This is a genomic window from Citrobacter sp. R-1.5.2, assembly GCF_035064245.1.
GTDB lineage: Bacteria > Pseudomonadota > Gammaproteobacteria > Enterobacterales > Enterobacteriaceae > Citrobacter.
Map to the genome: position 1 here is coordinate 139,368 of NZ_JASEYC010000004.1, position 19,341 is coordinate 158,708.

A 19,341-nucleotide genomic window follows, 5' to 3' on the forward strand; every position below is an offset into this window, starting at 1 on the left:
ACTGACTCACAGTAATTAGCGTTCGCCGGATGGCAGCAGAGAGACCTGACGCGCCAGTTGCATCAACGACTCCGCCAGCATCTGTGGCGTGGCGGTTTGTGTGTCGGGCGGAAGTACGGTTTTCCGTTCGACCAGCGTGACCGGTAGCAGCAGATTGCCGGGGGCGGACATGCCCTGCGTAAGCTGCAACAGCCTGTCAACGCTGGTCTGTCCGAGCGTGGGGAAATCCTGCCTGATGGTGGTCAGCGGCGGGATGTAGCAGGCACTGTCTTCGGTGTCGTCGTAGCCGATCACGGAGATATCCGCTGCAACTCGCAGGCCAGATTCGCTGATTGCCCGCATTGCGCCCAGCGCCATTTGATCATTGGCGACCAGCATAGCGGTTGGAACGATACCGTCGTTAAGCATGTGCATGGTTTGATGAAAGCCGGACAGGGCGCTCCAGTCACCTTCACGTTCCGCAATGGGACGTAGCTGATGGTGAGCCAGGTATTTATGCCACCCGCTATGCCTTAACCTGGCGGAGACCGATGAGTGCGGCCCGGACAGCAGGGCAATGCGCTGATGTCCGTGTTGAATCAGATGTTCAACGCCGAGTCGCGCGCCGTCATCATGGGAGAAAACGACGCTATTAATCGGCACCTGGTCAGAGACATCGAGAAACAATACGGGCACCGTGCCGCAGGTGGCGGCGACCATCATGGCGTCTTCTTCATCCAGCGGATAGTTGATGATAAGCCCGGTTACGCGTTGAGAAAGCAGGTTGTGTATCGCGGCTTTACACGCCTCAACGCCACTACGCTCAACCATGGCGATCACCACGCTGGCACCGGACTGGTCGGCGCGGGATTTTATGGCGGCCACAATTTGCGAGGGGGCATGCAGAGCAAGATTCGATGTGGCTACACCAATCAACGGCGTCTGTTTGCCTGCCAGTTGCTGCGCGACGCGGTTAGGAATGTAATTGAGCTCCGCCATCGCGGCCTCAACTTTTTGCCGGGTTTTTGTGGAAACGTGGCTGGCCTGATTTACGACGCGTGAGACGGTCTGGTAAGAGACGCCAGCATGGTCTGCGACATCGTATAGCGTTACCGGTTTCACATTGTTCACCCTGATCATGACATTATCCACGCGCTATCATGCCACAGCGCAGACTATTTTTGGCTATTTGTGGTCGGGTTCTGCGAGTTGCATTCCAGGGACATGAATTGGGCGCTGGCAGGCCAACAGCCTTTATGCTTAACATAATGATAGAACAGCAGAAAAGTGAGGACATCGTGAGCGATGCTGCGGCAAACAACATTCTTTCTATCTATCGGCGTCATGCGGAGGCTTTTGCCCGCCAGCGTTCGTGCGCGCTGTTTGAAAAAAACTGGCTGGATAAGTTCATCGCGGTGATGGGCGGGCAGGGCCATATTGTGGACATTGGCTGCGGAAACGGTCAGCCGATTGCCGGTTATTTTATCCAGCAAGGTTTGCAGCTAACGGGGATTGACGGCTCGGCGCCGATGCTGGCGCGTGCCCGGCTCGCCTTTCCCGGGCAGCGCTGGCTGGAGCAGGATATGCGCGAGCTAACGCTTGATGAAACTTTTGACGGTCTGATCGCCTGGGACAGCTTTTTCCATTTAACCCAGTTGGACCAGCAAAAGATGTTCCCCATTTTTGACCGCCTCAGCCATCCCGGCAGCGCGCTGATGTTTACCAGCGGCACGGGCAATGGCATCGCCATGGGACAATTTGAGGGCGAGCCGCTGTTTCACGCCAGCCTCGCGCCTGATGAGTACCATGCATTGCTGTCGGCACACGGCTTTACGGTGATAGAGAGGGTGATGGAAGATCCACTCTGCACCGGGCACACCATCTGGCTGGCGCAAAAAAGAGGTTAATCGCCGCGAAAGGTTTTACGCCATTCAGCCGGACTGACGCCGAAGTGGGATTTAAAATGCTGCCGCCAGGTGACAGGGGAGAGAAAACCTACCTGTTCGGCAATGCGTTCAACGGGTAGCTGACTGGATTCCAGCAAAATCTGGCTGCGGCGCAGACGCTCGGTAATCAGCCATTCCGCCACGCTTGACCCGGTGGCCTTCATAAAATGACGGGTCAGCGTGCGACGACTCATCATCACCCGCTGCGCCAGAACGTCGAGATTATGCGGCTCGTGGAGATGTTGGCGCAAATAGTCGAGCAGGGCGTTGATGCGTTGATCCTGGGTATTTTTCGCGACCGGTTGTTCGATAAACTGGGCCTGACCGCCCTCACGATGCGGTGGCACAATCATCCGGCGGGCAATCTGATTCGCCACCGTGCTGCCAAAACGCTGGCGGATCACGTACAAACAGCAATCCAGCGCAGCGGCGGTACCTGCTGAGGTAATTATGCCGTCGTCATCCACGTAAAGTGCGTTGATATCCAGCTGGGCCGCAGGAAAGCGCGCCTGAAAATCCTGCTCGAACTCCCAGTGTGTGGCTGCTCGTTTACCATCCAGTAACCCCGCATAGCCGAGGACAAACGCCCCCAGGCACAGCCCGACAATCTGTGCGCCGTTTTGTCGTGCACGGTTGAGCGCATCAAGCAGGCTTTGCGGTGGACGCTGCGCGGTGGTGCCCCACCAGGGGATCACCACGATATCCGCAGCCTCCACCGCGTCATAGCCATGGGTTGCGGTAACGGAGAAACCATCCTGCGAGGAGATGATGCCCGGTTTTTCGGCGCACATCTGTACCTCAAAGCGCTTTTTCGCCGCCATTTTGTCACTGAAAATGATGCACGGCACCGAGAAGTGAAACGGGCTGAAATCTTCCACGGCAACAATGGCAACGTTAAGCGGCTGCATACGATTCCTTTGTAGAGATTAAAATGTCAGGGTTTCCCCATCTTCCGGCACGTGGACATATTGCGCAATCTGGTTGTCGCGGGCGTACGCTTTCAGAGCCGCGCGGGTCAGCAGACAGTGGTTAATCGCCTCCATATGGGTCGCCACAATTTGTGCTTCGGGTAGTGTGAAGTGGGTTTTCAGCACATCTTCCGCGCCCATGATAATTGGGCCAAACCCGATGACGTGCGCAAAACCCGCGTTCAGAACCACCACGCCAGGCTGGAAAGTATGCATGTTGGCTTCCACCTCGTCTCGCCAGAGGGTGTCCCCGACCAGATACAACGTTTTTTCCGCCGGATGCATAAAGATAACGCCACAGGCATCACCCAGGCGCTCTGCCATTTGTGGAATGGCATAGGCGCGATCTGAGCCGTGCTGGCCGCCGGTTTTACGCAGAGTGATAGCACCGACCACGGTATTGTGCGTCAGCACGGTGAGTTGTGTGAAACCCTGCTCCCGCAGTACGTGTGCATCATGGTCATTTTGCACATAAATTGGTTTGTCTTTCGGCACGACTCGAGCGGCAGCCTCGTCCCAGTGATCTTCATGCAGATGGGTCACGATAATCGCATCGACATTTAGCAAGGTATCGATGTCGATGGGCAGATCGACGGTTGGGTTGCGAATTTCGGCACGTGCGGTTCCGGCAAAACCCGGATATGCGCCTTTCGCGGCCAGCATAGGATCGACCAGAAAAGTCATTCCACCAAAGGTGATGCGCTGTGTGGCATTACGGATTTGCGTGATGTTCATGGTGTGCGCTCTACGTGTTGGGTTAGTGGTGTCATCGTAGAGTGTTGTCCAGAAGATGAATGTGGGCAAATGGGCGACTACCGATGGGATTGGGCCAATAGCAACGCAATGATGTCAGTAAGAGAGGGCGGGGCGTTTATCAGGCCTACCGAACGAATCTTTATTGGCTGTGTTTAATCACCGGGTTATCGTCTGAGTTATTTAATGCGTTGGAAAATGATTAAAGAGAGTTGATTTAAACTAAGCTTATGTTTCTTTTTTATAACACTATTTAATCCTCCACTATTATACCGAGCTGAATAAAAATACAGTCACTCAAGTATGGGAAGATTTATTAAATGCGAAGTTGTTCCAGAAAATATAGCGGATAAATACAACGTATTACAGTGAATAAAACAGATCGCGAACCATGAAATAACAATGCTATCATTCACCCCAGACGCGGCAGGCAACTGCTGGCACACGCATTTACCCCGGAGCACCTGATGAACAACGACATTCCGCTAAAATATTATGATATCGCTGATGAGTACGCGACCGAGGCCGCAAAGCCGGTGAGCGATGACGAACGCGATGCGCTGGCGCACTACTTCCAGCAACTGATCACCCGTTTGATGAACAACGAAGAGATCAGCGAAGACGCGCAGCAGGAGATGGCAACGGTGGCCGGCGTCGACGCACAGCGTATTGATGATATCGCGGAGTTCCTCAATCGCTGGGGTAACGAGTAGCCAAAGACGGGGCCTGTGTTTTACACTGCGCGCAAATTGAGTAGGTATACTCTACGAGTATTCGGTTTAATCAGGCGGAAACAGCAATGAACGGAACAATCACAACGTGGTTTAAAGATAAAGGCTTTGGATTTATCAAAGATGAAAACGGCGACAACCGCTATTTTCATGTGATTAAGGTTGCTAATCCTGAGCTGATCAAGAAAGACGCGGCGGTGACTTTTGAACCCACCACCAACAACAAAGGCCTGTCTGCCTATGCGGTAAAAGTCATACCCGACAGCAAGTACATCTATATCGCGGGCGAGCGCCTGAAGCTCACAGCGATCAAGTCTTACCTGGTGTACAGCGAAGAAGTACCGGTTGAAACCCGTATCGATAAAGAAAACGCGGTGCTGTCTGTCGGCGTGCTGATGAACAGCATCCGACCGAAATCAGACGTGAAGCCAGGCGAAATGCGCACACTGAAAAAGCTGGCGATCACAACCTTCCAGGGCACGACGCTGATCTTCTCGGAAGATGAAATTGACATCGACGAGACGGTGAAACTGCTGAAAGTCTGACGTCCTTCAGAGTGAATGAATGCCGAAACGCTGCGCTTTTCAAAAGCAGTGTTTCGGTTTTTTTTTGCATTCAGCCAGACTGGGCAGGTATGTGGGCGCAAAAGTGGCTTTGTGTCAGAAGCAAATGTGAACGTCTTATATAAAAAGTGAACGCGGAACTGTGCCGGGGTTATTACTTTTGATTCTCTTGTCTTATCTATTATTGCTGCGACTCCATTATTAAAAATAAAAACAGAAGCACCAGAATAAAATTTTGGAATAACTTATCCATAATGTTAATTATTGATGAAATTAAAGTAACACTCCGTAAGGTTTGGATGTTTTTATTTCTCATAGACGAGAATTTACATATGGTGATATAATATGGCGGGAAAAACAGGCAGGTTATTAACCTGCCTGTTATGTAAATAAATTTTCGAGGAGACTATTCCAGTGGGACGTAAATGGGCCAATATTGTTGGTAAAAAAACGGCTAAAGACGGTGCAACGTCTAAAGTATATTCAAAATTCGGTGTGGAAATCTATGCTGCGGCTAAACAAGGTGAACCAGACCCAGAATTAAACACAGCTTTAAAATTCGTTATTGAACGTGCGAAACAAGCCCAGGTTCCAAAGCATGTTATTGATAAAGCTATTGATAAAGCCAAAGGTGGCGGCGGCGAAACGTTCTTGCAAGGACGTTATGAAGGCTTTGGTCCAAGTGGTTCCATGATTATCGCTGAAACCCTGACTTCAAACGTTAACCGCACGATTGCTAATATTCGCTCAATCTTCAATAAAAAAGGCGGGAATATCGGGGCGGCAGGTTCTGTCAGCTACATGTTTGATAATACAGGTGTGATCGTATTTAAAGGCACTGACCCTGACCATATTTTTGAAATTTTGCTTGAAGCTGAAGTTGATGTTCGTGATGTCACCGAAGAAGAAGGCAACATCATTATTTACACTGAATCTACAGACCTCCATAAAGGAATTGCAGCCCTCAAAGCAGCGGGGATTACTGAATTCTCAACCACAGAATTAGAAATGATAGCTCAATCAGAAATTGAACTTTCACCAGAAGATTTAGAAATCTTTGAAGGACTTGTTGATGCCCTTGAAGATGATGATGATGTTCAAAAAGTATATCATAACGTTGCAAATCTCTAATTATAAATTAAAGAAATCTGTCATTATGGCAGATTTTATAAATTGTAAGTTTGTTATAATCAACATGTCTGATAAGATGTGTTGATTGTAAAAAAATAGATAAAGTACTATCGCTAAAAGAAACGCATTAATTGAAATTTCTGGCCTTGACTATCTGATAATAGATAGCGAAGGATCTCCTGAAAATTCAGGTTTTCAATGCTGAGACGTATTATCTTGAGTAAGGACAGTGCTGATATGAATATTATTGAAAGTGGTATTCGTGACGTAAAACAAGGTAAAAATGTCACAATAGTCATGCCTGTGAATCTTTATGAATGCGACCTGGGCCATGATGTGTTTGTCGGACCATTTGTTGAGATACAAAAGGGATGCGTCATAGGCGATAGAACTAAAGTGCAGTCCCATACTTTCATCTGTGAGAACGTTACCTTAGGCGAGGACTGCTTTATAGGGCATGGCGTGACCTTTGCTAACGATCTTTTCAAGAGCGGAAGTCCTGACGCTTCTGCAAAAAGCTGGATTAATATTGTATTAGGCAATGCAGTAACGGTGGGGAGTGGAGCCACAATTTTAACAACGGAAATTTGCAGTGGTGCGGTGATTGGTGCCGGTAGTGTGGTGACAAAGCCCGTGCTGGTAAAAGGCGTGTATGCTGGTAATCCGGCCAGACTTTTGCGAAAGCTTTAGGTATTACCTTTGCTATCGCGAACCCCAATTTATGTTCTTCCCAGACCGTTCATGTCGACCCCGCTTGTTCACAGACATGGCGATTATTCTTGCTGTTCACGCTATATAAAGAAACGTCTGCTGCATCAGACGTTGCGTTCCTCTGAATGGTGCCGTAGGTCATGACTCATTTCCTGTAGTTCATTGATTAGTCTTGCTAAATGAAAACCATCGCACACGGAGTGATGTACCTGAACGGCGAGAGGTAACACTACTTTCCCATCTTGTTCATAGTATTTTCCAAGTGTGAACATGGGGGCAAAAAAGTTCTGCATGTTCGCAATGTTGATATTAAAACTGGTAAAACTGACCCAGGGAATAGCCGATACGAAAAATACATTTTCCGGAGACTCTCCCTTCGGCCAATAAGAAAGATTATGACAATAGCGTGCTACGTCTTCTGAATAAGTGTTTTGGAAGTGATGAATATTGCCATCGTAGCGGCTCCATAATGATGAAAAAGTCTCAGTTTCATTATGGAAAATGGTATAGCTTGGATGAACTTCATTCCATATGACAAGCTCGTTGTTCTTTATGGCCATACGGAATTCAGTATGCTTGTTGACAACGTTAGCAAGGAGGGAAATCATCGTAGGGTAAAATTTCCAGCCAACCTCTTTTATATGTTTTAGTACCGCGGTAATGTCTAACAGAACAGTTTGGTTAATGGTACTTTGAGCAAAAGACTGAAATACCTCAAAATGCTCTTTTCTTGCCCAACGAGATAAGTCAACAGTCGTATATTCTGGAGTCGTTTTTTTCATTTTTTATCCTTCGATTTGCAATCAAGTACCATATTTTAGCCTAAGTCTTTCCGTGACTTAATCAAGCTACATGTCCCGAAGCATGTTACCAGCGAACGCATTTGTGAGAGTAGCGTAACCTTATACAGGAGGAAAGATTAAAGCTTCTTCACAAGAGACTTTGCGCCCCTGGATTTACGATGTTATTCATCAATATGTAACGTGCTTCTTTGCGCGTGTATTGATCGATTAACGGCACAAGTCGTCTGAAATGCTCGCTCGCACAATGTTCATCAAGCGCCGCGTGGTTTGGCCATTCTTCTATAAAAATAAAATGGCCGGGATCTTTTTCATCAATATAGAGGTCATAAGCAAGACAGAGTGGTTCTTTCTTCGTGGCGGATATGAGTTCACGATACAAAGGGAGAACGGTTTCAATATATTCAGGTTTTATAAAATCTTCAGCAATAACCTTTAACATGTAGCCTCCTGGCAGAAAATGAATGCACACTCTGCAATGAAGATATCATTTAAGCAAGATGACACCGCGTGATATCGGCTGATGAGTGAATCATTCCAGCTATCAATCAGATGATGCGTATAACTGTGATCCACCTCACCTCCCGGCAACCAAAATCTCCTGCGATTCGACGCCATCTTCTATCTGTTTTGCCACCTTTTGTAAGGCCGGAAGATGTTTTTCCGCAGCCTGTTCGATGGTCATCGCGCTGGCCATATACACCAGGTTCAGGCAGCCGATCACCCGCTGTTCGCTGCGAATGGGGACGGCGATGGAGGCGATTTTTTCCTCCTGATCCCAGCCGCGATAGTTCTGGCCAAAGCCGTCTTTCCGCGCGCGGGTCAGGATGGCATGGAGCTTCAGTGGCTCACGCGCCAACTGGTATTCTTCTCCGGGTCGCGAGGCCAGTATTTCAATCAGTTCCTGACGCTCATTCTCCGGGCAAAATGCCAGCCAGGTCAGGCCGGAGGCGGTTTTCAAGAGCGGTAAGCGACGTCCAACCATCGCGCGGTGAAACGATAAGCGGCTGAAGCGGTGGGTGGTTTCGCGCACCACCATTGCATCCACATCCAGGGTGGAAACATCGGTCGGCCAGATGACCTCGCGCAGCAAATCGCCCAGCAGCGGGGCAGCCAGGGCAGAAATCCACTGCTCATCACGAAATCCCTCACTGAGCTGGCGGACTTTAATGGTTAAACGAAAGCTGTCATCGGAAAGGCTGCGCCGGACGTAACCCTCATCCTGCAACGTTTCCAGTAGTCGCCTGACCGTGGTGCGGTGCAGGCCGCTCAGCTCAGCCAACAGGCCAACGCTGGCTCCACCATCGAGCCGGTTTAACATATTTAATAACATTAATCCGCGCGTTAATCCGCGTACGGTTTTGTATTCGGCAGCGTCGTCATTTTTCATATTTATTGACAAATCTACAGGTAAAACAACGTTGTGCACTTAGTGCACATCCAGGCATGTTTTGATTGTAGCGCAAAAACTCACTCCTATACTGACCGCACAATAAAAAATTATTCACATCTTTTTAACAAAATGAGTTGCGCCTCGCCAGGGTCTGCAATTGCGTTTTGTCCGAGTAGTGAGGTTCTGAAATGACAACGATAAACCCGGATATCCAGCCTGCTGTACAGCACACCGTGCAGGTGGCGATTGCTGGTGCCGGCCCGGTAGGGCTGATGATGGCCAACTACCTTGGCCAGATGGGCATTGAGGTACTGGTGGTGGAGAAACTCGACAAACTGATCGACTATCCCCGTGCCATCGGCATTGACGATGAAGCGCTGCGCACCATGCAGTCCGTTGGCCTGGTCGAAAACGTTCTGCCGCATACCACGCCGTGGCACGCGATGCGCTTTCTTACGCCGAAAGGCCGCTGCTTTGCCGATATCCAGCCGATGACCGACGAATTTGGCTGGTCGCGCCGCAACGCGTTCATTCAGCCACAAGTGGACGCGGTGATGTTGGAAGGGCTGTCGCGTTTTCCCAATGTGCGCTGCCTGTTCTCCTGCGAACTGGAAGCCTTCAGCCAACAAAACGGCGAAGTGACGCTGAACCTGAAAACGCCAGATGGTCAGCGCGAAACGGTGAAGGCGCAGTGGCTGGTGGCCTGCGATGGCGGCGGCAGCAATGTCAGACGTTCGTTGAATGTACCGTTTGAAGGCAAAACCGCGCCGAATCAGTGGATTGTGGTGGATATCGCCAACGACCCGCTCAGCACGCCGCATGTCTATCTGTGCTGCGATCCGGTGCGTCCGTATGTCTCCGCTGCGCTGCCTCATGCGGTGCGTCGCTTTGAATTTATGGTGATGCCGGGGGAAACTGAAGCGCAACTGAGTGAGCCGCAGAATATGCGCCAGCTGTTGAGCAAAGTGCTGCCGAACCCGGATAACGTCGAGCTGATCCGCCAACGTGTATATACCCATAACGCCCGTCTGGCCGAACGTTTTCGGATTGACCGCATACTGCTGGCAGGCGACGCGGCGCACATTATGCCGGTCTGGCAGGGGCAGGGTTACAACAGCGGCATGCGTGATGCCTTCAACCTGGCGTGGAAACTGGCGTTGGTGATCGAGGGTAAAGCCGGTGATGCGCTGCTGGATACCTACCAGCAGGAACGCCGTGACCACGCCAAAGCGATGATTGATTTGTCCGTTACCGCAGGCAACGTGCTGGCTCCGCCGAAACGCTGGCACGGCGCGGTGCGCGACGGAGTCTCCTGGTTGTTGAACTACCTTCCGCCAGTCAAACGCTACTTCCTGGAAATGCGCTTTAAACCGATGCCGCAGTATCACGTCGGGGCGCTGGTACGTGAAGGCGAGGCGAAAACGTCACCGGTCGGCAAAATGTTTATCCAGCCGAAGGTGACGCGGGAAACGGGCGAGGTGACGCTGCTCGACAACGTTATCGGGGCGAATTTTGCGGTCATTGGCTGGGGCTGTAATCCGTTGTGGGGCATGAGCGAGGCGCAGATCCTGCAGTGGCAGGCGCTGGGCACCCGGTTTATTCAGGTGGTGCCGGATACGCAGATTGCCACCGATCAGGATAACCATGACGGCGTTATCCGCATTGGTGATACGCAGAACCGTTTGCGTGCGTGGTTTGCTCAGCATAACGCCGCACTGGTGGTGATGCGCCCGGATCGCTTTGTTGCTGCCGTTGCCATTCCGCAAACCCTGGGCAATACCCTGAATAAACTGGCGTCGGTGATGACGCTCACCCGCGTCAATGCCGATCTTCTTGTTGAAAAGGTAGCCTGATATGCACGCTTATCTTCACTGTCTTTCCCACTCACCGCTGGTGGGCTATGTCGACCCGGCGCAGGCTGTGCTCGATGAAGTCAACGGCGTGATCGCCAGCGCGCGTGCACGTATTGCGGCGTTCGATCCTGAACTAGTGGTGTTGTTTGCCCCCGATCATTACAACGGTTTTTTCTATGACGTGATGCCGCCGTTCTGTTTAGGCGTAGGTGCCACGGCAATTGGCGATTTCGGCAGCGCGGCGGGGGAACTGCCGGTGCCGACAGATCTCGCTGAAGCTTGTGCCCATGCGGTGATGAAAAGCGGCATTGATCTCGCCGTTTCCTACAACATGCAGGTCGATCACGGCTTTGCGCAGCCGCTGGAGTTTCTGCTCGGCGGCCTGGATAAGGTGCCGGTGTTACCCGTGTTTATTAACGGTGTCGCCACGCCGCTACCGGGCTTCCAGCGTACTCGTATGCTCGGCGAAGCGATTGGTCGTTTCGCCAGTTCGCTGAATAAGCGTGTGCTGTTTTTAGGTTCCGGTGGGCTGTCGCATCAGCCGCCGGTACCGGAACTGGCAAAGGCTGACGCGCATATGCGTGACCGTCTGCTCGGCAGCGGCAAACAGCTACCCGAAAACGAGCGAGAACTGCGCCAGCAGCGGGTAATCAGCGCCGCCGAGAAGTTCGTGACCGATCAAAACACGCTGCACCCGCTTAACCCCGTCTGGGATAACCGCTTTATGACCCTGCTTGAGCAGGGGCGTTTGCAGGAACTGGACACGGTCAGTAATGAAGAGTTGTCCGCGATGGCGGGCAAATCAACACACGAAGTTAAAACCTGGGTTGCCGCCTTCGCCGCCATTTCTGCCTTTGGCAACTGGCGCAGTGAAGGCCGTTATTACCGCCCGATCCCGGAGTGGATCGCCGGGTTTGGCTCCCTGAGTGCCACTACACAGAACTGAATATGCAGGAGAACATGATGACTTACCAACCGCAAACCGAAGCCGCCACCAGCCGTTTTCTGGAGGTGCAGGAAGCAGGTGAAACCCTGCGTGTGCATTTTAATGACTGTGGGCAGGGCGAAGAAACCGTCGTGCTGTTACATGGTTCAGGACCGGGGGCGACGGGCTGGGCGAACTTCAGCCGTAATATCGATCCGCTGGTGCAGGCCGGTTATCGGGTGATCCTGCTGGATTGTCCTGGCTGGGGAAAAAGCGATGGGATCGTTAACCGTGGGTCGCGATCCGATCTCAATGCCCGCATCCTGAAAAGTGTGGTTGATCAACTGGATATTCAGAAAATTCATCTGCTGGGTAACTCGATGGGGGGCCACAGCTCAGTGGCATTTACCCTGAGCTGGCCGGAACGCGTGGGCAAACTGGTGCTGATGGGCGGTGGGACGGGCGGCATGAGCCTGTTTACCCCGATGCCGACCGAAGGAATCAAGCGCCTGAATCAGCTGTATCGCGAACCGACCATCGAAAACCTGAAACTGATGATGGAAATCTTCGTTTTCGATACCAGTGATTTGACCGAAGCACTGTTTGAGGCGCGTCTGAACAACATGCTGTCGCGCCGCGACCACCTGGAAAATTTTGTTCAGAGTCTGGAAGCTAACCCGAAACAATTCCCGGATTTCGGTCCACGTCTGGCGGAAATCAAAGCTCAGACCCTGATCGTCTGGGGGCGCAACGACCGCTTTGTGCCGATGGATGCGGGGCTGCGTCTGCTTTCCGGTATTGCTGGCTCTGAGCTGCACATTTACCGCGATTGCGGGCACTGGGCGCAGTGGGAACATGCGGAAGCCTTTAATCAGCTGGTGCTGAACTTCCTCGCACGCCCTTAAGGAACGGACATGACGAAGCAAAATCTTGAGCAGTTAGCCGCCGATTTACGTCAGGCGGAGGAAAAGGGCGAAGCGATAGGGCCATTGCGTGAGTTGATTGGCATGGACAACGCCGAGGCGGCTTACGCTATTCAGCGCATCAACGTGCAGTACGATGTGGCGCGCGGGCGTCGCGTGGCTGGGCGCAAAGTGGGATTGACGCACCCGAAAGTGCAGCAACAGCTGGGTGTCGATCAACCGGACTTCGGCACACTGTTTGCCGACATGTGCTACGGCGATAACGAAACTATCCCGTTTTCCCGCGTGCTGCAACCGCGTATTGAAGCCGAAATTGCGCTGGTACTGAACCGCGATTTGCCTGATGCCGACACCACCTTTGATGAGCTGGTCAACGCCATTGAGTGGGTATTACCGGCGCTGGAAGTGGTCGGTAGCCGTATCCGCGACTGGTCAATTCAGTTTGTCGATACCGTGGCGGATAACGCCTCCTGCGGCGTGTATGTGGTCGGTGGTCCGGCGCAACGTCCGGCGGGATTAGATCTGAAAAACTGTGCGATGACAATGACGCGCAATAACGAAGAGGTCTCCAGCGGACGCGGCAGCGAATGTCTGGGGCATCCGATCAACGCCGCCGTCTGGCTGGCGCGCAAAATGGCTAGCCTCGGCGAGCCGCTGCGTGCGGGAGACATCATTCTCACCGGGGCGTTAGGTCCGATGGTGGCGGTGAATGCGGGCGATCGTTTTGAAGCCCATATCGACGGTATTGGTTCAGTCGCCGCCACCTTTTCTGCGGCGGTTACAAAAGGAAGTCAGTCATGAGTAAGCGTAAAGTCGCCATTATCGGCTCCGGCAACATCGGCACCGATTTGATGATTAAAATTCTGCGTCACGGCACGCATCTGGACATGGCGGTGATGGTCGGTATCGATCCGGAGTCCGATGGTCTGGCACGCGCCCGGCGCATGGGCGTTGCCACCACTCACGAAGGGGTGATGGGGCTGATAGCGATGCCGGAGTTTGCCGATATTGACATCGTCTTTGATGCCACCAGCGCGGGGGCGCACGTGAAAAACGATGCCGCCTTACGGGCGGTGAAACCAGGCATTCGCCTGATCGATCTCACACCCGCGGCCATTGGCCCATACTGCGTACCCGTGGTGAATCTGGAAGCCAACGCTGATCAGCAGAACGTCAATATGGTGACCTGCGGCGGGCAGGCGACGATCCCAATGGTCGCGGCGGTTTCTCGTGTGGCACGTGTCCATTACGCCGAGATTATTGCCTCAATTGCCAGTAAATCGGCGGGGCCGGGCACCCGCGCCAATATCGATGAGTTTACTGAAACCACGTCGAAGGCGATTGAAGTGGTGGGTGGCGCGGAAAAAGGTAAAGCCATTATTGTGCTTAACCCTGCCGAGCCGCCGCTGATGATGCGCGATACGGTGTATGTACTGAGTGAAGCGGCCTCGCAGGCGGAAATTGAGGCGTCGATTAATGAAATGGCTGCGGCGGTACAGGCGTATGTGCCGGGCTATCGCCTGAAGCAACGTGTGCAGTTTGACGTCATCCCTGAGGATAAACCAGTGAATCTGCCGGGTATCGGCCAGTTCTCCGGGCTGAAAACTGCGGTCTATCTGGAAGTGGAAGGTGCGGCGCATTACCTGCCAGCCTACGCCGGCAACCTCGATATTATGACCTCCAGTGCGCTGGCGACCGCAGAGAAGATGGCGCAGTCACTCACCCGTCAGGCAGGAGAAGCAGCATGAACGGTAAGAAACTTTATATCTCTGACGTGACCCTGCGCGATGGCATGCATGCCATTCGTCACCAGTATTCACTGGATAACGTGCGCCAGATTGCCAAAGCGCTGGACGACGCGCGAGTCGATTCCATTGAAGTGGCACACGGTGACGGTTTACAGGGCTCCAGCTTTAACTATGGCTTTGGTGCACACAGCGATCTGGAGTGGATTGAAGCCGCAGCGGAGGTGGTGAAACACGCCAAAATCGCCACGTTATTACTGCCGGGTATCGGCACCATTCACGATCTGAAAAATGCGTATCAGGCCGGTGCCCGGGTCGTGCGCGTGGCGACCCACTGTACCGAAGCAGATGTGTCGGCCCAGCATATACAGTATGCGCGCGAGCTGGGTATGGATACGGTCGGTTTTCTGATGATGAGCCACATGACCACGCCAGCGAACCTGGCGCAGCAGGCGAAGTTGATGGAAAACTACGGTGCCACCTGTATCTATGTGGTTGATTCCGGCGGCGCAATGAATATGAACGATATCCGCGACCGCTTCCGCGCGCTGAAAGCTGTACTGAAACCGGAAACGGAAACCGGGATGCACGCCCACCATAACCTGAGCCTCGGTGTGGCGAACTCAATTGCCGCGGTGGAAGAGGGCTGCGATCGTATCGATGCAAGCCTGGCGGGGATGGGCGCAGGTGCAGGTAATGCGCCGCTGGAGGTGTTTATCGCCGCAGCGGATAAGCTCGGCTGGCAGCACGGCACCGATCTGTATGCGTTGATGGACGCCGCCGACGATCTGGTGCGCCCGCTGCAGGATCGCCCGGTGCGGGTGGATCGTGAAACACTGGCGCTGGGCTATGCCGGGGTGTACTCCAGCTTCCTGCGCCATTGCGAAGTGGCGGCAGCGCGTTACGGTCTGAGCGCGGTCGATATTTTGGTTGAACTGGGCAAACGCCGAATGGTCGGCGGCCAGGAAGATATGATCGTTGATGTGGCGCTGGATCTGCGCAACAGCAAGTAAAAATGATTACGCGGCTGGCAATGTATCAGCCGCGATTCACCTGCATCGTGACCTCTGAGGGACATCTTATGACGACCCGTACCCCCGCATCCTCTTCGCGCCTGACGCTGACCGTCGGGCTTTGCTTTTTAGTCGCCCTGATGGAGGGGCTGGATTTACAAGCCGCCGGTATCGCTGCCGTTGGTATCGCTCAAGCCTTTGCGTTGGATAAAATGCAAATGGGCTGGATCTTCAGCGCCGGGATTTTGGGATTACTGCCCGGCGCGTTGGTGGGCGGTATGCTGGCCGACCGCTATGGGCGCAAGCGCATTCTCATTGGCTCCGTGGCGCTGTTTGGCCTGTTCTCCCTGGCAACGGCGCTGTCGTGGGACTTTTCAACGTTAGTCATCGCCCGCCTAATGACCGGCGTCGGGCTGGGAGCCGCACTGCCGAACCTGATTGCGTTAACCTCCGAAGCAGCGGGTCCACGTTTTCGTGGTACAGCGGTGAGCCTGATGTACTGCGGTGTGCCAATTGGTGCAGCGTTGGCGGCGGCGCTCGGGTTTAGCGGCCTGGCGTCTGCCTGGCAAACGGTATTCTGGGTGGGAGGCGTGATCCCGCTGCTGCTGGTGCCGCTGTTGATGTGCTGGCTGCCGGAATCACAGGTTTATACCCAGCAAACACAGGTGGCCGCTGCGCCACTGCGCGCGCTGTTCGCACCTGCTACCGCGACCGCTACGCTGCTGCTGTGGCTGTGCTATTTCTTCACCTTGCTGGTGGTGTACATGCTGATTAACTGGCTGCCGATGCTGCTGGTGGAGCAGGGCTTTCGCCCATCGCAGGCGGCAGGCGTGATGTTTGCTCTGCAAATCGGTGCGGCCAGCGGCACGTTAATCCTCGGGGCGTTGATGGACAAGCTACGTCCGGTGGTGATGTCGTTACTGATTTACACCGGGATGCTGGTCTCATTGCTGGCGCTGGGGACGGTTTCGTCATGGAGCGGCATGCTGATGGCCGGCTTTGTTGCTGGCATGTTTGCCACCGGCGGACAAAGCGTGCTGTATGCGCTGGCACCGCTGTTTTACAACACGTCAATCCGCGCTACCGGCGTAGGCACTGCGGTGGCGGTTGGGCGGTTGGGCGCGATGAGCGGCCCGCTGCTGGCGGGGAAAATGCTGGCGCTGGGCACCGGAACGGTGGGGGTGATGGCGGCTTCTGCGCCGGGCATTCTGCTGGCCGGTCTGGCTGTTTTTATCCTGATGAGCCGTAAATCGCAGATGACGGTCCAGGCCAGCGGTTCCTGAGGGTCATCCGGTTGTATGAACGGGAACATTCGCTTCCTACTTCCGGATGAACGCAAGTCGGCGGCTCTGTTGCCAGAGTTTACATACAGTCTGGCAACGGAGGCGTTATGAGCTGGCGGCCCTTTTTATATCTCATTATTAACCCTCATCCAGTGTTAAGCGCCCGACGCGGGTATCTGTATCTGGTGCAGGGTTGACTTTGCATTCTTTTAACAAACACGGTATAACAAACCTTCTTTGGATGTTTAGATGTCCATACGTTTAGAAGGTTATATGCAAACAACACAACAAAATGCGCCACTGAAGCGCACGATGAAAACGCGTCACCTGATTATGCTCTCCTTAGGCGGCGTGATTGGCACAGGGTTATTCTTCAATACCGGGTACATCATCTCGACCACGGGGGCGGCGGGAACGCTGCTGGCTTATCTGATAGGTGCGCTGGTGGTCTGGCTGGTGATGCAGTGCCTGGGCGAGTTGTCGGTCGCGATGCCGGAAACCGGGGCGTTTCACGTCTATGCTGCGCGCTACCTCGGACCCGCGACGGGGTATACCGTCGCCTGGCTCTACTGGCTGACATGGACTGTGGCGCTGGGTTCGAGCTTTACCGCTGCCGGATTCTGTATGCAGTACTGGTTTCCTCAGGTGCCTGTATGGATCTGGTGTGTGGTGTTCTGCGCGATTATTTTTGCCCTCAACGTTATCTCTACACGCTTTTTTGCCGAAGGGGAGTTCTGGTTTTCGTTAGTGAAAGTGGTCACTATCATCGCGTTTATTCTCCTCGGCGGAGCGGCTATTTTCGGCTTTATCCCGATGCAGGATGGTTCACCCGCACCGGGACTGAGTAACATCACGGCGGAAGGCTGGTTCCCGCACGGCGGCCTGCCGATCCTGATGACCATGGTCGCGGTGAACTTTGCCTTTTCGGGGACTGAGCTTATCGGTATTGCCGCCGGCGAAACGGAAAATCCGCGCAAGGTGATCCCGGTGGCGATTCGTACCACCATCGCCCGGTTGATTATTTTCTTTATCGGCACTGTGTTTGTACTGGCGGCGCTAATCCCAATGCAGCAGGCCGGCGTGGAGAAGAGCCCGTTTGTGCTGGTGTTTGAGAAAGTGGGCATTCCGTATGCCGCTGATATTTTTAACTTCGTGATCCTGACCGCCATTCTTTCTGCGGCGAACTCCGGGCTGTATGCTTCCGGGCGCATGCTGTGGTCGCTGTCGAATGAACGAACGTTGCCAGCCTGTTTTGCGCAGGTCACGAAAAATGGCGTACCGTTGACGGCGCTGTCGGTCAGTATGCTGGGCGGTGTGTTGGCGCTGTTTTCCAGCGTCGTGGCTCCGGACACGGTGTTTGTCGCATTGTCGGCGATCTCCGGATTTGCGGTAGTGGCGGTATGGCTGAGTATCTGCGCCTCGCATTTTGTGTTTCGCCGCCGCCATCTGCAGCAGGGTAACGCATTGAGTGAATTGCATTATCGCGCCCCGTGGTATCCGCTGGTACCCGTACTGGGTTTTGTGCTGTGCCTGGTGGCCTGTGTGGGACTGGCATTCGATCCGGCGCAGAGAATTGCGTTGTGGTGCGGGTTACCGTTTGTCGCGTTGTGTTATGGTGCTTATTTCCTTACTCAACCCCGTAAAGCAAAACAGGAGCCAGAACATGTCGCAGAATAATCCGTTACGCGCCCTCCTCGATAAACAGGATATCCTGCTGCTGGATGGCGCGATGGCGACGGAGCTGGAAGCGCGAGGGTGTAACTTAGCCGACAGCCTGTGGTCTGCCAGGGTGCTGGTAGAAAACCCGGCGCTTATCCGCGAAGTTCACCTGGATTACTTCCGGGCAGGGGCACAGTGCGCAATCACCGCCAGCTATCAGGCAACTCCCGCGGGTTTTGCCACGCTTGGCCTGGATGAGGCGCAGTCGAAAGCGCTGATTGGCAAAAGCGTGGAGCTGGCGCGCAAAGCGCGTGAGGCGTATCTGGCGGAAAATCCGCAGGCCGGGACGTTACTGGTGGCGGGTTCCGTCGGACCTTATGGTGCCTTTCTGGCCGATGGCTCCGAGTACCGTGGCGATTACGCGTTAAGCATTGAAGCGTTACAGGCATTTCATCGTCCGCGTGTTGAAGCGTTGCTGGATGCCGGGGCCGATCTACTGGCCTGTGAAACCCTGCCAAATTTTGCCGAAATTCGCGCACTGGCTGAATTGTTGACCGCGTATCCACGTGCGCGGGCATGGTTCTCGTTTACCCTGCGTGACAGCGAACATGTGAGCGACGGTACACCGCTGCGCGACGTGGTCGCTTTCCTCGCGCAATATCCGCAGGTGGTGGCGTTAGGCATTAACTGCATTGCGCTGGAAAAGACCACCGCTGCGTTGCAGCATTTACACGACTTAACGGCGCTGCCGCTGGTGGTGTATCCCAATTCCGGCGAGCAGTACGATGCGGTGAGCAAAACCTGGCATCATCACGGTGAGCATTGCGCGCAGTTGGCGGATTATCTACCGCAGTGGCAGGCGGCGGGCGCACGGTTGATTGGCGGATGCTGTCGCACCACGCCGAAGGATATTGCTGAGCTGAACGCGCAGCGTTGAGAATAATGCCGGGTGGCGGCTGATGCCT

20 protein-coding genes are annotated in these 19,341 nt (G+C 53.7%); 14 read left to right on the forward strand and 6 right to left on the reverse strand.

What is annotated here, in order from left to right:
* Positions 1-15: 15 nt before the first annotated feature.
* Positions 16-1,110, reverse strand: a complete 1,095-nt coding sequence (locus QMN38_RS09880) for a LacI family DNA-binding transcriptional regulator (RefSeq protein WP_323605051.1) — start codon at positions 1,108-1,110, stop codon at positions 16-18.
* 125 nt (positions 1,111-1,235) lie between these two features.
* Between QMN38_RS09880 and QMN38_RS09885 the strand changes: the two genes are divergently transcribed.
* Complete coding sequence (locus tag QMN38_RS09885) at positions 1,236-1,886, forward strand: class I SAM-dependent DNA methyltransferase (RefSeq protein WP_323604977.1); 651 nt, start codon at positions 1,236-1,238, stop codon at positions 1,884-1,886.
* On the opposite strand, the gene QMN38_RS09890 is transcribed toward QMN38_RS09885, so the two are convergent.
* On the reverse strand, positions 1,883-2,833 hold the full coding sequence (locus QMN38_RS09890; RefSeq protein WP_323604978.1) for a GlxA family transcriptional regulator: 951 nt from the start codon (positions 2,831-2,833) through the stop codon (positions 1,883-1,885). The two genes, QMN38_RS09885 and QMN38_RS09890, sit on opposite strands and share 4 nt — an antisense overlap.
* Before the next feature lie 18 nt (positions 2,834-2,851).
* Positions 2,852-3,628: an MBL fold metallo-hydrolase gene (locus QMN38_RS09895; RefSeq protein WP_323604979.1), complete on the reverse strand. Its 777-nt coding sequence runs from the start codon at positions 3,626-3,628 to the stop codon at positions 2,852-2,854.
* Between the two features lie 485 nt (positions 3,629-4,113).
* Between QMN38_RS09895 and QMN38_RS09900 the strand changes: the two genes are divergently transcribed.
* The 4 genes from QMN38_RS09900 to QMN38_RS09915 all read left to right on the forward strand — a co-directional run bounded on the left by QMN38_RS09900 (position 4,114) and on the right by QMN38_RS09915 (position 6,761).
* On the forward strand, positions 4,114-4,359 hold the full coding sequence (locus QMN38_RS09900) for a YmjA family protein (protein ID WP_271449927.1): 246 nt from the start codon (positions 4,114-4,116) through the stop codon (positions 4,357-4,359).
* Between the two features lie 86 nt (positions 4,360-4,445).
* The gene (locus tag QMN38_RS09905) at positions 4,446-4,922 is read left to right on the forward strand and encodes a cold-shock protein (protein WP_048212495.1); all 477 of its coding nucleotides are present in this window, start codon (positions 4,446-4,448) and stop codon (positions 4,920-4,922) included.
* A 432-nt stretch (positions 4,923-5,354) separates the two neighbouring features.
* A complete protein-coding gene (locus QMN38_RS09910; RefSeq protein WP_271441860.1) occupies positions 5,355-6,071 on the forward strand; it encodes a YebC/PmpR family DNA-binding transcriptional regulator in 717 nt (238 codons plus the stop codon).
* Between the two features lie 237 nt (positions 6,072-6,308).
* The gene (locus tag QMN38_RS09915) at positions 6,309-6,761 is read left to right on the forward strand and encodes an acyltransferase (protein ID WP_271442649.1); all 453 of its coding nucleotides are present in this window, start codon (positions 6,309-6,311) and stop codon (positions 6,759-6,761) included.
* Between the two features lie 125 nt (positions 6,762-6,886).
* Here the strand turns inward: QMN38_RS09915 and catA are convergent, their stop codons facing one another.
* The 3 genes from catA to QMN38_RS09930 form a co-directional block, all read right to left on the reverse strand.
* The gene (gene catA / locus QMN38_RS09920) at positions 6,887-7,564 is read right to left on the reverse strand and encodes a type A chloramphenicol O-acetyltransferase (RefSeq protein WP_323604980.1); all 678 of its coding nucleotides are present in this window, start codon (positions 7,562-7,564) and stop codon (positions 6,887-6,889) included.
* A gap of 148 nt (positions 7,565-7,712) precedes the next feature.
* Entirely contained in the window at positions 7,713-8,024 is a 312-nt protein-coding gene (locus tag QMN38_RS09925) for a putative quinol monooxygenase (protein WP_271442651.1), read from the reverse strand.
* Between the two features lie 135 nt (positions 8,025-8,159).
* Positions 8,160-8,972, reverse strand: coding sequence for a DNA-binding transcriptional regulator (locus QMN38_RS09930; RefSeq protein ID WP_323604981.1), 813 nt, complete (start codon positions 8,970-8,972; stop codon positions 8,160-8,162).
* Positions 8,973-9,163: 191 nt separating this feature from the next.
* On the opposite strand from QMN38_RS09930, the gene QMN38_RS09935 reads away from it, so the two are divergent.
* The 9 genes from QMN38_RS09935 (at position 9,164) to mmuM (ending at position 19,313) form a co-directional block, all read left to right on the forward strand.
* A complete protein-coding gene (locus tag QMN38_RS09935; RefSeq protein WP_323604982.1) occupies positions 9,164-10,828 on the forward strand; it encodes a bifunctional 3-(3-hydroxy-phenyl)propionate/3-hydroxycinnamic acid hydroxylase in 1,665 nt (554 codons plus the stop codon).
* A gap of 1 nt (position 10,829) precedes the next feature.
* Positions 10,830-11,774: a 2,3-dihydroxyphenylpropionate/2,3-dihydroxicinnamic acid 1,2-dioxygenase gene (gene mhpB / locus QMN38_RS09940; RefSeq protein ID WP_271449923.1), complete on the forward strand. Its 945-nt coding sequence runs from the start codon at positions 10,830-10,832 to the stop codon at positions 11,772-11,774.
* 17 nt (positions 11,775-11,791) lie between these two features.
* The gene (gene mhpC, locus QMN38_RS09945) at positions 11,792-12,658 is read left to right on the forward strand and encodes a 2-hydroxy-6-oxonona-2,4-dienedioate hydrolase (protein WP_323605052.1); all 867 of its coding nucleotides are present in this window, start codon (positions 11,792-11,794) and stop codon (positions 12,656-12,658) included.
* A gap of 9 nt (positions 12,659-12,667) precedes the next feature.
* Positions 12,668-13,477 (forward strand): 2-keto-4-pentenoate hydratase, encoded by an 810-nt coding sequence (mhpD, locus tag QMN38_RS09950; RefSeq protein ID WP_323604983.1) that lies wholly within the window; start codon positions 12,668-12,670, stop codon positions 13,475-13,477.
* On the forward strand, positions 13,474-14,424 hold the full coding sequence (gene mhpF / locus QMN38_RS09955) for an acetaldehyde dehydrogenase (RefSeq protein WP_271455982.1): 951 nt from the start codon (positions 13,474-13,476) through the stop codon (positions 14,422-14,424). Before mhpD ends, mhpF begins: the two co-directional genes overlap by 4 nt.
* Positions 14,421-15,434 (forward strand): 4-hydroxy-2-oxovalerate aldolase, encoded by a 1,014-nt coding sequence (mhpE, locus tag QMN38_RS09960; protein WP_271442657.1) that lies wholly within the window; start codon positions 14,421-14,423, stop codon positions 15,432-15,434. Before mhpF ends, mhpE begins: the two co-directional genes overlap by 4 nt.
* 68 nt (positions 15,435-15,502) lie before the next feature.
* A complete protein-coding gene (gene mhpT / locus QMN38_RS09965; RefSeq protein ID WP_323604984.1) occupies positions 15,503-16,717 on the forward strand; it encodes a 3-(3-hydroxy-phenyl)propionate transporter MhpT in 1,215 nt (404 codons plus the stop codon).
* Positions 16,718-16,990: 273 nt separating this feature from the next.
* Entirely contained in the window at positions 16,991-18,394 is a 1,404-nt protein-coding gene (gene mmuP, locus QMN38_RS09970) for an S-methylmethionine permease (RefSeq protein ID WP_271442662.1), read from the forward strand.
* Positions 18,381-19,313, forward strand: a complete 933-nt coding sequence (gene mmuM / locus QMN38_RS09975; protein ID WP_323604985.1) for a homocysteine S-methyltransferase — start codon at positions 18,381-18,383, stop codon at positions 19,311-19,313. Before mmuP ends, mmuM begins: the two co-directional genes overlap by 14 nt.
* Positions 19,314-19,341: the final 28 nt, after the last annotated feature.

What these genes read in the sequence shown, in the direction of transcription:
- QMN38_RS09885 (WP_323604977.1), top strand. Translation starts at nt 1,236, where the DNA reads ATGCTTAACATAATGATAGAACAGCAGAAAAGTGAGGACATCGTGAGC.
- QMN38_RS09890 (WP_323604978.1), bottom strand. Translation starts at nt 2,833, where the DNA reads ATGCAGCCGCTTAACGTTGCCATTGTTGCCGTGGAAGATTTCAGCCCG.
- QMN38_RS09895 (WP_323604979.1), bottom strand. Translation starts at nt 3,628, where the DNA reads ATGAACATCACGCAAATCCGTAATGCCACACAGCGCATCACCTTTGGT.
- QMN38_RS09900 (WP_271449927.1), top strand. Translation starts at nt 4,114, where the DNA reads ATGAACAACGACATTCCGCTAAAATATTATGATATCGCTGATGAGTAC.
- QMN38_RS09905 (WP_048212495.1), top strand. Translation starts at nt 4,446, where the DNA reads ATGAACGGAACAATCACAACGTGGTTTAAAGATAAAGGCTTTGGATTT.
- QMN38_RS09915 (WP_271442649.1), top strand. Translation starts at nt 6,309, where the DNA reads ATGAATATTATTGAAAGTGGTATTCGTGACGTAAAACAAGGTAAAAAT.
- catA (WP_323604980.1), bottom strand. Translation starts at nt 7,564, where the DNA reads ATGAAAAAAACGACTCCAGAATATACGACTGTTGACTTATCTCGTTGG.
- QMN38_RS09925 (WP_271442651.1), bottom strand. Translation starts at nt 8,024, where the DNA reads ATGTTAAAGGTTATTGCTGAAGATTTTATAAAACCTGAATATATTGAA.
- QMN38_RS09930 (WP_323604981.1), bottom strand. Translation starts at nt 8,972, where the DNA reads ATGAAAAATGACGACGCTGCCGAATACAAAACCGTACGCGGATTAACG.
- QMN38_RS09935 (WP_323604982.1), top strand. Translation starts at nt 9,164, where the DNA reads ATGACAACGATAAACCCGGATATCCAGCCTGCTGTACAGCACACCGTG.
- mhpB (WP_271449923.1), top strand. Translation starts at nt 10,830, where the DNA reads ATGCACGCTTATCTTCACTGTCTTTCCCACTCACCGCTGGTGGGCTAT.
- mhpC (WP_323605052.1), top strand. Translation starts at nt 11,792, where the DNA reads ATGACTTACCAACCGCAAACCGAAGCCGCCACCAGCCGTTTTCTGGAG.
- mhpD (WP_323604983.1), top strand. Translation starts at nt 12,668, where the DNA reads ATGACGAAGCAAAATCTTGAGCAGTTAGCCGCCGATTTACGTCAGGCG.
- mhpF (WP_271455982.1), top strand. Translation starts at nt 13,474, where the DNA reads ATGAGTAAGCGTAAAGTCGCCATTATCGGCTCCGGCAACATCGGCACC.
- mhpE (WP_271442657.1), top strand. Translation starts at nt 14,421, where the DNA reads ATGAACGGTAAGAAACTTTATATCTCTGACGTGACCCTGCGCGATGGC.
- mhpT (WP_323604984.1), top strand. Translation starts at nt 15,503, where the DNA reads ATGACGACCCGTACCCCCGCATCCTCTTCGCGCCTGACGCTGACCGTC.
- mmuP (WP_271442662.1), top strand. Translation starts at nt 16,991, where the DNA reads ATGCAAACAACACAACAAAATGCGCCACTGAAGCGCACGATGAAAACG.
- mmuM (WP_323604985.1), top strand. Translation starts at nt 18,381, where the DNA reads ATGTCGCAGAATAATCCGTTACGCGCCCTCCTCGATAAACAGGATATC.